At 67.6% G+C, this 13,406-nt stretch carries 9 protein-coding genes; 2 read left to right on the forward strand and 7 right to left on the reverse strand.

All coding sequences use genetic code 11. The annotated features are described in order from the left end of the window. Window positions 1-75 precede the first annotated feature (75 nt). The 4 genes from AC07UW_RS19105 to nudE are packed head-to-tail and all read right to left on the reverse strand — an operon-like array spanning window position 76 to window position 2,613. Window positions 76-402 carry a YnfA family protein gene (locus tag AC07UW_RS19105; RefSeq protein ID WP_495212670.1) on the reverse strand — a complete coding sequence of 109 codons (327 nt, stop codon included), beginning with the start codon at window positions 400-402 and terminating at the stop codon, window positions 76-78. Then, window positions 399-1,235: a nucleoside triphosphate pyrophosphohydrolase gene (gene mazG / locus AC07UW_RS19110; RefSeq protein WP_336031282.1), complete on the reverse strand. Its 837-nt coding sequence runs from the start codon at window positions 1,233-1,235 to the stop codon at window positions 399-401. The genes AC07UW_RS19105 and mazG overlap by 4 nt, the downstream gene beginning before the upstream one ends. A 14-nt stretch (window positions 1,236-1,249) precedes the next feature. Then, window positions 1,250-2,053, reverse strand: coding sequence for a 3'(2'),5'-bisphosphate nucleotidase CysQ (gene cysQ, locus AC07UW_RS19115; protein WP_312109840.1), 804 nt, complete (start codon window positions 2,051-2,053; stop codon window positions 1,250-1,252). After that, the gene (nudE, locus tag AC07UW_RS19120; protein WP_025877762.1) at window positions 2,050-2,613 is read right to left on the reverse strand and encodes an ADP compounds hydrolase NudE; all 564 of its coding nucleotides are present in this window, start codon (window positions 2,611-2,613) and stop codon (window positions 2,050-2,052) included. Before nudE ends, cysQ begins: the two co-directional genes overlap by 4 nt. Window positions 2,614-2,690: 77 nt before the next feature. Here nudE and bioA point away from each other — a divergent pair, with 77 nt between their 5' ends. Together bioA and AC07UW_RS19130 are read left to right on the forward strand one after the other, a co-directional pair. After that, complete coding sequence (gene bioA / locus AC07UW_RS19125; protein ID WP_313249666.1) at window positions 2,691-4,082, forward strand: adenosylmethionine--8-amino-7-oxononanoate transaminase; 1,392 nt, start codon at window positions 2,691-2,693, stop codon at window positions 4,080-4,082. Beyond that, a complete protein-coding gene (locus AC07UW_RS19130; protein ID WP_495212671.1) occupies window positions 4,073-4,810 on the forward strand; it encodes a 16S rRNA (uracil(1498)-N(3))-methyltransferase in 738 nt (245 codons plus the stop codon). The genes bioA and AC07UW_RS19130 overlap by 10 nt, the downstream gene beginning before the upstream one ends. Window positions 4,811-4,962: 152 nt before the next feature. On the opposite strand, the gene AC07UW_RS19135 is transcribed toward AC07UW_RS19130, so the two are convergent. From AC07UW_RS19135 to AC07UW_RS19145, 3 genes are read right to left on the reverse strand one after another with little or no spacing between them, the layout of a single operon-like run. Beyond that, window positions 4,963-5,427 carry a chemotaxis protein CheW gene (locus AC07UW_RS19135; protein ID WP_312109829.1) on the reverse strand — a complete coding sequence of 155 codons (465 nt, stop codon included), beginning with the start codon at window positions 5,425-5,427 and terminating at the stop codon, window positions 4,963-4,965. Then, window positions 5,424-6,755: a chemotaxis protein CheB gene (locus AC07UW_RS19140; RefSeq protein WP_313249662.1), complete on the reverse strand. Its 1,332-nt coding sequence runs from the start codon at window positions 6,753-6,755 to the stop codon at window positions 5,424-5,426. Before AC07UW_RS19140 ends, AC07UW_RS19135 begins: the two co-directional genes overlap by 4 nt. Continuing rightward, window positions 6,742-13,401, reverse strand: coding sequence for an Hpt domain-containing protein (locus tag AC07UW_RS19145; RefSeq protein WP_495212672.1), 6,660 nt, complete (start codon window positions 13,399-13,401; stop codon window positions 6,742-6,744). Before AC07UW_RS19145 ends, AC07UW_RS19140 begins: the two co-directional genes overlap by 14 nt. Between the last annotated feature and the right edge of the window lie 5 nt (window positions 13,402-13,406).

Here is a 13,406-nt window from a genome sequence, read left to right on the forward strand (position 1 = left end):
GGTGGTACCGAGCCATGCCTGGCTGCTGTTGCCACAACAGCGGCCAAGCATTGCTCGACTCTACACCTGCCCGGCTTACCCCGGTTGCCGCGGCCCGAACATGATCACTGCCATGCCGACCAGGCAAAGCGCAGCCCCCAGCATGTCCCAGCGGCTGGGACGAATGCCGTCGACCAGCCACAGCCAGAACAGCGCCGTGCCGATGTACACGCCACCGTACGCTGCGTACACGCGTCCGCTGGCGGTCGGGTGCAGGGTCAGCAGCCAGGCGAACAACGCCAGGCTGGCCGCCGCCGGCAACAGCAGCCAGATGCTGCCGCCCTTGCGCAGCCACAGCCACGGCAGGTAGCAGCCGATGATCTCGGCCAGCGCGGTCAGCAGGAACAGACCGAGCGTTTTCACGCCTTTTCCGTGGTCTTGGCGTGCTGCCAGAGCGCTTCCTGCGCATCCAGATCGAGTGCGGCCAGCGAATCGCCTTGTGCCTCGGCCTGCGCCTCCATCGAACGGAAGCGACGTTCGAACTTCTGGTTGGCCCCACGCAGCGCCGCGCCCAGATCGATGTCCGCATGCCGCGCCAGGTTGGCGCACACAAACAGCAGGTCACCCAGTTCCTCCTGCAGGCGCGCCTTGTTGCCGGCGATATCGCCGCGCTCAAACTCTTCGCGCAGTTCCTGCAGTTCCTCGGCCGCCTTGTCCAGTACCGGCAGCGGACCGGGCCAATCGAACCCCACCTTGGCCGCGCGCGACTGCAGCTTCACCGCCCGCTGCCATTCCGGCAGGCCACGGGAGATCCCGGCCAGTGCCGAGGTGTCCTGATCGCCCTTTGCCGCGCGTTCGGCGCGCTTGATCGCGTCCCAGTTGCGCATCACGCCGTCCGCATCGTCGACGCTGACATCGGCGAACACATGCGGGTGCCGCCGCTGCATCTTGTCGCTGATCGCGCGCGCGACCTCGGCGAAGGCAAACGCGCCCTGCTCTTCGGCCATGCGCGCATGGAACACGACCTGCAGCAGCAGGTCGCCCAGTTCATCGCAGAGGTCGTCGAGGTCGCCGCGATCAATCGCGTCGGCCACTTCGTAGGCTTCTTCGATCGTATAGGGGGCGATGGTGGCGAAGTTCTGTTCCAGGTCCCAGGGACAGCCCCCCTGCGGGTCACGCAGGCGCGCCATGATGGCCAGCAGGCGCTCCAGCTCCGCGCTGGCAGTGCCGGTGGCAGGGGTGTCGTGCGTGCTCATGCGTTTCTCCTGGATCAATCGGACAACCAGTCCCGCCACGGCAGGCTGGTATCGCCCAACGCCATGAAATTACCGTTCAACAGCGTCGGCCGGCGGTTGTAGCGGAACGGCTTGCCGGTCCCGACCGAGAGCACCGCGCCACCGGCCGCGTGCAGCACGCACTGGCCAGCAGCGGTATCCCATTCGGAGGTCGGGCCCAGCCGCGGATAGACATCCAGTCCGCCTTCGGCGATCCGGCAGAATTTCAGCGAAGAGCCCTGCACCACGGTCTCGATGTCGCCCATACGGGCCAGCAAGGCATTGGTCTCCGCTGAACGATGCGAGCGGCTGGCGGCGACGCGAAGGGGCGCAGTCGCGGGTGTACGGGTACGCAGCACGGTGTCATGTACACCCTGCCGGCGATACGCCAGCTCGCCCCGCATCGCGTGCCAGACAATGCCGGTGACCGGCGACTGGACCACGCCGAAGGCCGGGGCGCCCTGGTAGATCAGCGCGATGTTGACGCTGAACTCGCCATTGCGCTTGACGAAATCGCGGGTGCCATCAAGCGGGTCGACCAGCCAGTACGCGCCCCAGTGCTGACGCTGCTCCCAGGGCACCAGCGGCGACTCTTCCGACAGGATCGGCAGGTCCGGGGTCAGCTGGCGCAGCCCCTGCTGGATCACCCGGTCGGCAGCCAGGTCAGCAGCGGTGACCGGGCTGTCGTCGTCCTTGAGTGTCACATCGAAACCGTTGCTGTAGACCTGCATGATCGCCTGCCCGGCTTCCTGGGCGATGGCGATCGCGGTTTCGCGCAGTTCCGTGGTCAGCTTGATCATCGTGCTCCCTGCAGCCACTGGCGGGCGATGAACAGCGCCGCCAGCGAACGCCCTTCGGAAAAGTCCTCGCGCAGCATCAACTGGTCCAGATCGGCCAGCTTCCACGGCACCACTTCCAGTTCCTCCGGCTCGTCGCCGGCCAGCTTCTCCGGATACAGGTCGCGCGCGACCACCAGCCAGGACTGATGGCTCATGTATGTCGGCGCCAGGGTCATCGCGCGCAGCACGTCGACCCGCCGAGCGCCATAGCCGGCCTCTTCCTTCAGCTCACGGTCGGCGGCCTGCTCCGGCGTTTCGCCGGCATCGATCCGGCCCTTCACCAGGCCAAGCTCGTAGCGGTGCATGCCGGCCGCGTATTCACGTACCAGCAGCACGGTTTCTTCATCCAGCATCGGCACCACCACCACCGCGCCATGGCCACGGCTGACCAGGCGCTCGAAGCGGCGGCGTTCACCATTTGAGAACTCCAGGTCCAGGTGCTGGCGCTGGAAGGGCCCGTTCTCCTCGTCGGTGATCCGATGGATGATCGGCAGAGGACGCCTGGCGCGGTCATCGTTCATGCGGAATCTCCGTGGCAGCCGGCGCGTGCGCCGAGGCCGATAGAATGTGCAGGCAGCAACATGTTCATGAGCCCGAAATGCTAGCAGACCCAACCCCCTCTCCGCTGGTCCAGCACTGGCGGCAACGCGACCTCAAGGTCCTGTGGCACCCGTGCACGCAGATGCGAGAGCATCCGGACACGTTGCCGCTGGTGCCGATCGCCCGCGGCGAAGGTGCCTGGCTGATCGATCACGACGGCAACCGCTACCTGGATGCGGTCAGCAGCTGGTGGACCAACCTGTTCGGCCATGCCGAGCCGCGCATCGGCGGTGCCATCGCCGCCCAGGCCGGACAGCTGGAACAGGTGATGCTGGCCGGTTTCGGCCACGAGCCCGCGATCACCCTGGCTGAGCGCCTGTTGGCCCTCGCGCCGCGCCAGCCCGGCCGCGCGCCACTGGCCAAGGTGTTCTACGCCGACAACGGTTCGGCCGGCGTCGAAGTGGCGCTGAAGATGGCCTTCCAGTATTTCCAGAACCGCGGTGAGACCCGGCGCACGCGCTTCGTCTCGCTGGAAAACGGCTACCACGGCGAGACGCTGGGCGCCCTCGCACTGGCCGACATTCCGCTGTACCGCCGGGTCTATGCACCGCTGCTGGCCGAGGGCCTGTTTGCGCCCTCGCCCGACGCCTACCTGGCCGAGCCCGGTCAGAGTGCGGCCGACCGCGCACGCCAGGCCGCCGATGGCCTGGCCACGCTGTTCGACCAGCATCCGGGCGAGATCTGCGCCGTGATCCTGGAGCCACGGCTGCAGTGTGCCGGTGGCATGCGCATGCACGATCCGGCCTATCTGCAGCGCGTACGTGAACTGTGCGATGCCCATGGTGCGTTCCTGATCGCCGACGAGATCGCCACCGGCTTCGGCCGCACCGGCACGATGTTCGCCTGCGAGCAGGCCGGGGTGATGCCGGACCTGCTGTGCCTGTCCAAGGGCCTGACCGGTGGCTTCCTGCCCTTGGCTGCGGTGCTGGCCACGCAGGCGCTGTACGACGCCTTCCTTGATGATTCGCGCGAACGTGCCTTCCTGCATTCGCACAGCTACACCGGCAACCCGCTGGCCTGTGCGGCGGCGCTGGCCACGCTGGACATCTTCGGCGCGGACGATGTGATCGCGCGCAATCGCGGCATCGCCTCGGTGATGGGCACCTTGGCCGCGCCATTCGCCGACCATCCGCACGTGGCCGATGTGCGCCAGGCCGGGATGGTGGTGGCCTTCGAACTGACCCGCAACGGCGACAAGCGCACGCCCTTCGATCCGGCCCTGCGGCTGGGGCTGCACGCCTACAAGGCGGCGCTGAAGCGCGGCGTAGTGCTGCGCCCGCTGGGCAACGTGCTGTACTGGATGCCACCGTACTGCGTGGACGACGAACAACTGGAGCTGCTGGCGCATACCACGCTGGCGGCCATCGACGAGGCGATTGCATGCGCGTGACCCGCTGCCCCATCGACCTGGCGCTGCACAGCGGCCAGACCGTGACCCTGCCGGAAGAGACGGCCAATCACCTGGTACGGGTGATGCGCCTGCGCGAGGGTGACACCTGCGTGCTGTTCAACGGCGATGGCCATGACTACACCGCGACGCTGACCATGGCCGGCAAACGCGAGGTACAGGTACGCATCGACGCGGTGCAGCCGATCGCCAACGAATCGCCGCTGACCATCACCCTGCTGCAGGGCATTGCACGCGGCGAAAAGATGGACCTGATCCTGCAGAAAGCCACCGAACTGGGGGTGAGCGCCATCGTGCCGGTGAATGCCGAGCGCACCGAAGTGAAGCTGGATGCAGCACGTGCGGAAAAACGCGTGGCGCACTGGAACAACGTCGTACAGTCGGCCTGCGGGCAGTCCGGTCGTGCGCGCATTCCACAGGTAGGAGCGCCGCAGTCGCTGGCACAGGCCAGCGCGACACTGCCAGCCGATACGTTGCGGTTGACCCTGGATCCGCTGGGAGCGCACCGGTTGTCGACACTGCAGACGGCACCGGCCGGCGGCGTGGTGATCGCCATCGGGCCGGAAGGCGGCTGGTCACCGCGTGACCGTGAGCAGTTGGCCGCCGCAGGCTTCCAGGGCCTGCAGTTGGGCCCCCGCATCCTGCGCACGGAAACCGCAGGCCTGGCTGCGATCGCGGCGTTGCAGGCAAGGCTGGGTGATCTGGGGTAAGCGACGGATCGCGCGACCACTGCGTTGACCGTTTACCGGGCATGGCCCGGGGCCAAGGCGTGCGCCTGACGACCTGGTAGTGCCGGCCGCTGGCCGGCATCGTCATGATCCCGCGGATGCCGGCCAGCGCCCGGCACTACCGATGGCGGGATTCAGGGCGTCAGCGAATCCAGCGCAGCTTCCAGCGCGTCGAGATTCGGCAACAGCGCGCTCTGTTCACCCAGCAGCACGCGCATGTGCACGATGTCGGGCAGAGTTTCTTCGGACGCGTCGGCCAGCAGGCCGTCGCGCGGAACCGAAATCAGCTGCGGGAAACTCTGCGTCAACAGTGCGTAGTAAGGGCGCTGTGCATTGCCGTTGAGGGTCTTGAGCACCACCACCTTGTTGTGGCCGGCCACCGTCTCTTCGCCCAAGCCGGAGAGCCGTGCGAACGACACCAGGGGCACCTGCCAGCCGTGCCAACCGATCTCACCCACCAGCCAGCGCGGCGCGTCGGCGACCGCCTGCACCGGCACCCGCGACATCATCTCGGCCACGGTCGCATTGGGCAGCAGAACCCGTTCGGCACCGGCCGAGATCAGGACGCCGCGGATCTCATCATTGCTGGCGTAACTCATGCGGCATCTCCGTCATCATCCAGGCCCCAGCGCGCGGCGATCACCTGTGCCAGTTCCTGCGGTTCACCGGCCACCATGCCGGCAGCGACCACGGCCGTCGCCGCAGCCGGGTCGTAGCAGCCTTCGCCCACCTGCCCGGCTACCCAGGCGCCGGCGGCGGCGAGGTCCAACGCCGGGCCCACATGGGCCAGGTCAGCACCACTGAGCAGCACCAGCGCGCTGTGCTCGGCCGACAACGCGGCAATCGAGATGCCCTGCGCTTCGCTCTGGAAATACAGGCCATCGGCAGCAGCGTGCACCCCGATGTCATCGGCCAGCACGTGCACTTCGCCAGCGGTGGCGCGCTGGCCGGCTTCGGCCAACTGCACGGGCAGCGGCGATACGCGCGCCATCTGCTTGACCAGGTTGCCGTAGCGGCCGCCGTCCAGGCGCATGTGCACCAGCACCGGCACGGCCAGCCCGCTGGGGAGCGCCGCGAGCAGGCGGCGCAACGCATCGGGACCGCCGATACCGGCCAGTACCAGCAGCGCACCGGCGCGACTGCCTGCCGGCGCGGTGGCGTCCAGATCGACCAGTGAAAGATGCTCGGTGTCGAATGCCGGTTCCGGCGCGGCGACCGTCGCAGCAGCGCGCGGCTCTGCTGGCGCATCGCTGGCCTCGTCGACCAGCGACCAGGCCGTGTGGTCGGTGAATACCGACGGCGCAGCTGCCGGTACCGGTGGCGGTTCCGGTGCTGCTTCCACAGGCGCTGCCGTTTCCGGCAGCACCGGCTGCAGCGCTGCCAGTGCCTGCTCCAGCGCTATCGGCTCATGCAGATGTGCCGGCGGCGAATAGAGGCCATCCGCCGGCACGTCGTCGGCCCAGGAACGGGCCTGTTCCAGGTGCGGCTGCAGCGCGGTTTCCTTCGGCACTGGAGGCGTCGACGGGCGGCCTGGCTCAAGCTGCAATGTCGGTTCGTCCTCGGCCCCCGGCGGCAGCACCTGCTGGTGGCCGTGCAATTTAGCGGCCAGGTGACGGCCCCAGCGCTGCGCTTCCCAGCCGTCGCGACGTGCGGCCAGTTCAGCCTCGTCGAACACAAGCGTCAATCCGGGCGCCGACAGCGCTGGCTCCAGACGCTCCAGTGCATCTTCAATCGCCGCTTCCAGCGCAATCACCACGAACTGCGGGCGTGCATCATGCAGCGCCTGCGGCTCGAGCGACATGGGATCGTCTTCCAGCACGATCTGCACATCGGCATGGGCCAACGCCTCGCGCAGGCGCTCACGCGCCGCGCCCGGGCGGGCCAGCAGGGCTACGGCCGGAACCGGATCGAGGTCACTCACGGACACGGGCAATCCCCAGCAAGTCGTACACGTTGCGCATCAGGTCCAGCTCCTGGTACGGCTTGCCCAGGTAGCGCTGCACACCGATTTCGAAGGCGCGCTGGCGATGCTTGTCGCCGCTGCGCGAGGTGATCATCACGATCGGCACGTCCTTGTAGCGCGGGTCGGCACGCATCGCGGTGGCCAGCTCGTAGCCGTCCATCCGCGGCATTTCGATGTCCAGCAGCATCAGGTCCGGCACGCGTTCTTCCAGCTGTTCCAAGGCTTCGACGCCATCGCGGGCGACGCTCACCTCGAAGTTGTGACGCTCCAGGATGCGGCCGGTGACCTTGCGCATGGTCAGCGAATCGTCCACCACCATCACCAAGGGCACCTGCCGTTCCTGGCGCGGTGCATTGATCAGCACTGGCGCGGTCGGGTTGGCCAGGAAGCGGCGCACCAGCGGGGCCACGTCCAGGATCACCACCACGCGGCCATCGCCGGTGATGGTGGCACCGTAGATGCCCGGTACCGAGGCGATCTGCAGGCCCACCGGCTTGACTACGACTTCGCGGTTGCCCAGCACCTGATCGATCGCAACGGCGGCGCGCAGGTCACCGGCGCGGACCAGCAGCAGCGGCACCTGGGCCTGGCCGTCTGCGCGCGCCGGGGCCTGGCCGACCAGACTGCCGAGGTCATACAGCGGATAGTCTTCGCCGCCGTAGCGGTAGCTGCTGTCGGCCGCTTCGAAGCGTTCGTGCGACAGCCGTCCAATACCGCTGACCGACGCCACCGGTACTGCGAAGGTGGTTTCGCCGATCTGCACGAACACCGCCTGGGTGACCGCCAGCGTCTGCGGCAGGCGCAGGGTGAAGCGCACGCCCTGGCCACGCACCGACTGGATGTCGACCGAGCCGCCGAGCTGGCGCACTTCGTTGCCGACCACGTCCATGCCGACGCCCCGGCCCGCCAGCTGGCTGACCTGGTCGGCGGTGGAGAAGCCCGAGGCGAAGATCAGGTTGTCCAGTTCCTGCTCGCTCGGCTGCGCATCGGCAGGCAGCAGGCCGCGCTCGATGGCACGACGTCGGATCGCCTCACGATCCAGTCCAGCGCCGTCGTCGGCCACGTCCAGCACGATTTCCGAGCCTTCGCGGTGCAGGCGGATGGCGATTTCACCTTCTTCCGGCTTGCCGGCTGCACGACGCTGCTCCGGTGCTTCCAGACCATGGGCAACCGAGTTGCGCAGCATGTGCTCCAGCGGCGCGACCATGCGATCAAGCACGTTGCGGTCGAGTTCGCCGTGGGTACCTTCCAGGGTCAGGTGGACCTGCTTGCCGGTGTCCATGCCGGCCTGGCGGACCACGCGGCGCAAGCGCGGCACCAGGCCGTCGAACGGCACCATGCGCGCGCGCATCAGGCCATCCTGCAGTTCCGAACTGACACGCGACTGCTGCTGCAGGAGCGAATCGTACTGGCGCGACAGATCATCCAGCACACCCTGCAGGCCACCCAGATCGGCGGCCGACTCGTTCAGCGCGCGGCTGAGCTGCTGCAGGGTGGAGAAACGGTCCAGTTCCAGCGGATCGAACTTCTGGTCGGCCTGATCCTGCTCGCGCTGGTAGCGGGCAACGATCTGCGCCTCGGTTTCCAGGTCGAGGCGACGCAACTGGTCGCGCAGACGCGCGTTGGTGCGCTCCAGCTCGCCCATCGCGCCGCGGAAGGCGCCGAGCTGCTGTTCCAGACGCGAACGGTAGATCGCCACTTCACCGGCGTGGTTGACCAGGCGGTCGAGCAGGTCGGCGCGCACACGCACCTGTTCCTGCTGCGGACGGGCAAGCGGGTCTTCCTCGCTGGAACCTTCCACCGGCAACGGTGCCGACAACGGGGCGTCGACCACGGCCACGGCCGGAGTCGCCTGCGGGGTCTGCTCTGCCACGGCGGCGGCAGCAGCAGCGCCGGCAGCGGCGATGTCGGTTGTGGTGCGTGCTTCAAAGGCATCGAGCAGATCCTGTGCCGGCTCGACAACGCGGTGTTCGCCAGTACGGGTCAGCAGCTGGTGCAGGCGGTCGAAACCGCGTTCCAGCAACTGCACGTCACGACGTTCGATCTCGGTGCGCCCGCCAGCGACGGCCTCCAGCAGCGATTCGATGCTGTGGCCGAGATCGCCGATGGGGTTGATGCCCGCCATGCGCGCGCCGCCCTTGAGCGTATGCAGATCGCGCTGCAGGCCGGCCAGGGCTTCGCGATCCTGCGGCGCTTCGCGCAGTTCGCTGATCAGCCCATCGCAATGATCCAGCAGGTCCTTGCCTTCCTCGACGAAGATGTCGACCAGCTCGCGGTCATAGATGCTGAAGTCGAGCAGGTCGGCGCTGTCTTCGGATTCGGGGTCGGTCTGGGCTTCTTCGGTCTGGGCTTCGGGCAGGGGCGCATCCGCCGGCACCACCGCATCGGCGCTGTCGACAGCAACAGGTTCGGCGTTGATTGCCGCTGCCTCCGCCGCGATCGGCACCACGATCATGCCGCTGTCCGCCGCGGCATCCTGGCCCGGAGCATCTTCCAGTTCGAAGAAACGCGAGGGCGAAATGGCGTCCTGCGCCGTCTCCGCGGGCCCGACGTCTTCCACCGTCGCCGGGGACGGCTGGTCGGTGCTCTCTCCTTCACCGACCGCCGCCTCCCCGCCGACGTCCGCATCCTCGGCAAAGGCTTCCGCCTCGCCAGGCGCGAGTTCGCTGGCCTGCAGGCCGAGCACGGGCCATTGCCCGTCTTCGTCCTGGCCCTGCTCCTCGTCGATCACGTGCAGGCCGGCCTCGAGCGCGGCTTCCAGCGTGACCGGGTCTGCGAAGCCCGGCACAGCCATTTCATCCTGCAGGCTGGACAGCTCGCTGTCGAGCGGCACTGCAGCAGCGTCATCATCCACCGCCGTTTCAGATGTAAACGGCAGCGACGTATTCAGGTCGTTTGCGACATCCAGATCGCGGTCGTCAACCGGCAGTGCGCTGGCATCCAGATACGGCGACAGATCATCCACCGCAGTCAGCGCGGCGTCTTCCAATGCGGTGTCTTCCGATGTCGCCACCGCCTGTCCGGCTTCAATCTCCGCGGCAACGATCGTGGAAGCAGCCACTTCCAACGTCGACTCCGGCGCCGGGGCGTCCGGCATCGAAGGCCACCCTGCATCGAAGTAGCGCGACAGATCATCGCTGCCCGTCAATTCAGCGGACTCCAGGCCCGCATCGCTCAACGCGTCCTCGTTGAGCTGCAGCGCCTCCAGCACCTCGGCATCGGTGACATCGGCGCCATCGGTGTCACGTCCGGCTTCCGGCTCGATCTCAAGCCCATGGGGCGACTCGACCACGTCGGCATCGGCGACCAGCGAAAGCAGCTGGTCGTCTTCGTCTTCATCGAGTTCCAGCCCGGCCATCGGCCAGCGTGCTTCCGGCAGTTCACCGGCCAGCGCCTGCAGGCGCTGCGCCAGTTCAGCCTGCGGCGCAATCCGCGGCTGTTCGGCCTGCAGCGCGTCCATGGTCGCGTTGATCGCCTGTGCGGTCTCGTCCAGTGCCGCCACGGCGTCATCACCGGGCACCACCTCGGCGGCCAGGGCGCGCTTGATGTACGACTCGGCGCCGCCCGTAACGGCGGTGATTTCCGGCACTTCGGTCATCGCGAAGGCGCCATTCATGGTGTGCACCGCACGCAGCAACGCGTCGCTGACCGGCTGGGGCGCCTGCTGCGCCGAGCGCAACCAGCCCTGCAGGGTAGCCTGGTGCAGTTCCACCTCGGCCTCCAGGATCTCGCGCAGCACGCTGTCGATGTTGGCCGGAGTACCTGCCACTTCGACAGCGTTCTCTGCCGGGACATCCACAAGCGGCTCAGTGCTGCCCAGCGGTTCGACCGCATCGACCGCATCGGCCGCATCGGCCGGTGCCACGGCCATCGGTGCAGTGGCGCCCGGCAACGCAACGTAGAACGTCTCTTCGCCTGCAGCCACGCGATCGGCGATGGCCTGCATCGCCTGCAGGTCGACGCTGACCCGCTGGCCATCGCGCAGTGCCGCGTTCAACTGCGGCAGTGCCGCGTATGCGTGATCGACCATCGCCAGTACCGCCGGCGTGGGGGCGCGGGTGCCATCGAGCACGCGGTTGAGCATGCCCTCGATCTTCCACGCGAACTCACCCAGGGTACGTGCGCCGACGAGGCGGCCACTGCCCTTCAGTGTGTGGAAAATACGGCGGATAGGCCGCAGCCGGTCCATGTTGTCCGGTTGCATGCGCCATGCCGGCAGCAGCGTGCCGAGATTGCCCAGTTCGTCGTCGAATTCCTCCAGGAACACCTCGCGGATGTCCTGGTCGATATTCTCGGCATCGTCGTCGAAACCCGCATCGAACCCGCCCTCGGCCACGGTCGGCGGCACGGTTTCAGTCGCCACGACGGCGGCCGGCATGGCCTGGGGATTGAAACCGGCGGCGGCAGCATTCAGCTCTGCGAAGAACTGCGCATCGGCTTCACTGAAGTCGATCGGCGCGATGGTATCCACATCGACCAGGGCCACGGTCGGCACAGCCGCCGATGCCGGCAGGTCTTCGGACGCGCGCAGATCAGCGGTCGGCGCGACGTAAGCGTCAGCATCGGTCCCAGCGCCGGCGTCGGTCAGCTCTGCGATGGCCAGGCCATCGTCGGCCTGGGACACGGCAACTGCGTCAATGAGCTCCACCGCCGCAGGCGACTCCTGTTCGTCGTCCAGCGACAGGGTCTCCATTGCCTCCAGCGACAACACGTCATCGGCGTTGTGCAACAGGCTGCTGTCGAAACGGAACACCACGTCGTCGCTCAGCGACGTCTGGTCGTCCTGCTCTGCGGCAACCGGATCGAATGCCGGTGAAACGACTGCATCCAGCGGCGCGGCAAACGTCGACTCATCCAACGACGTCGCCAGCAGGGCGTCATCGTTGCCGTCTACGGCGGCTAGCTGCGTGTCGCCCTCATCCAGCACCGGCGCTTCGGACAACGTCCAGGCAGCGGTGTTGGGCTGCTCGGCGGACACCGGATCGAAGCTGTCGAACGTTGGTGCGCGCTCGTCGCTGCGTTCCGCAGCCATGCCTGCCGATGCGTCGAATCCGCCCAGTTCCCACTGCGGCACTTCCGGCGCGGGTGCGCTGGAGGCAGCGAACAACAGGGGCGTCGGGGTACCGTGTGGTTCGGCCGACAACGCCGGCGTAACCAGCGATCCGAACATCAGGCCGTTGTCGGCGGGCGGCGCCTCCGGCAGCGGATCAAAGGTGAAATCGGGCAGTGAGGCCGGCACATCGCCCGGAACCGGCGCGGCGGTCTGCACGGTGACGTCCAGCGGTTCGATCTGCAGCGGCGCGGCCGGCACGGCCACGGCCTCACGCACGACCGGCTGCACGGCGTCGGCAGTGACCACGTCACGCTCGGGCAGCGGCCAGTAGCGCAGCGCCTCCAGGCTGCTGCGGGTGATGTCGAGGATGTCCTCGCGACCCGGACGGCGGTCACGCAGGGCCTCCAGGTAGTACTCCAGGCTGGCCATGGCGTCGGCCAGGGTGTCCAGCTGGCGTCCACTGGGCACGCGCTGGCGGCCGATCAGCTCGGCTTCGATGTACTGCTGCACGCCGCGCAGGTAGTCGGCAGCGGTGCCCAGGTCGAGCATGCGCAATGCGCCGGAGACATCCCCAAGCAGGCGCGGCACGTCCTGCAGTTCGGCATGGTTCCAGCTGGTTTCAATGAAAGCGACGAAATGCTCGCGGGCGGCGGCGAAATTGGCGATCGCCTCGTGCGCCAGTACCTCCACCGTGCGCCGGTTCTCCACCGCGCTCGGATCATCCTGGCCACTGCCACTGGCACCCAGGTGTGCAACCTGGTCGTCCAGCGATGCATCGACATAGAGCAGCGCACCGGCGATATCCAGCAGCATGTCTTCGTCGATCTGCTGGCGGCCTTCGACGACTCCGCGCAGCGCGTCACGCTGCTGCACGACCACGCCCCGCGCGGCCCCCAGGCCGAGCATGCCCAGCGTATCGGCCACCGAGCCCAGCTTGGTCACCTGCTCCTGCAGCTGTTGCGGCGCGCCGTCGGTACGCAGGTGCAGGTCCAGCGCGTCCTTGACCTGCAGCAGTTCTTCCTTGACCGCGTTGCCAACGGTATCCAGCAGTTCGCGGTTGCGGCCGCTGAGGCTGCCGCGTGCATGGTCCAGTTCCGCTTCGGTGGCGGTCACCGAATCGGGCGCGAACGCGAACAGCACGCTGTCGTTGATTAGCGCTTCGCCACGGGCGGCGCGGATCTCGTTGAGCAGGGGCTGCAGCACGATCGGAATGTCACGGTGTCCGTTCTGCAGGCGCTCCAGGTAATCCGGCAGCAGCACGCTGCCGCGCATCAGAGTGGCGCAGGCCTCATCGCGCTCGGCGACCTCGCCCTTGCCGACAGCAATGGCGAGCTGTTCCAGCTCTTCGGCCACCATCGCCGGTGCATACAGTTCAACCATGCGCAGCGTGCCCTGTACCTGGTGCAGGTAGCCGGCGCAGATGCGCATGCGGCTGCTGTCGCCCGGGTCTTCGGCAAAGTACTCGACCTCGTTGCGCACCAGTCGCAGGGTCTCGTCCAGCTCGGGCTTGACCCAGCCCAAGGCTGCGTGGCTCATCGCATCGCGCAGGCTGCTCATGGATG

It is taken from the genome of Stenotrophomonas sp. GW821-FHT02D01 (assembly GCF_059421765.1).

Bases quoted from the DNA above. Each gene is read 5' to 3' on its own strand.
- mazG (WP_336031282.1), bottom strand. From the start codon at position 1,235: ATGAGCACGCACGACACCCCTGCCACCGGCACTGCCAGCGCGGAGCTG.
- cysQ (WP_312109840.1), bottom strand. From the start codon at position 2,053: ATGATCAAGCTGACCACGGAACTGCGCGAAACCGCGATCGCCATCGCC.
- nudE (WP_025877762.1), bottom strand. From the start codon at position 2,613: ATGAACGATGACCGCGCCAGGCGTCCTCTGCCGATCATCCATCGGATC.
- bioA (WP_313249666.1), top strand. From the start codon at position 2,691: ATGCTAGCAGACCCAACCCCCTCTCCGCTGGTCCAGCACTGGCGGCAA.
- AC07UW_RS19130 (WP_495212671.1), top strand. From the start codon at position 4,073: ATGCGCGTGACCCGCTGCCCCATCGACCTGGCGCTGCACAGCGGCCAG.
- AC07UW_RS19135 (WP_312109829.1), bottom strand. From the start codon at position 5,427: ATGAGTTACGCCAGCAATGATGAGATCCGCGGCGTCCTGATCTCGGCC.
- AC07UW_RS19145 (WP_495212672.1), bottom strand. From the start codon at position 13,401: ATGAGCAGCCTGCGCGATGCGATGAGCCACGCAGCCTTGGGCTGGGTC.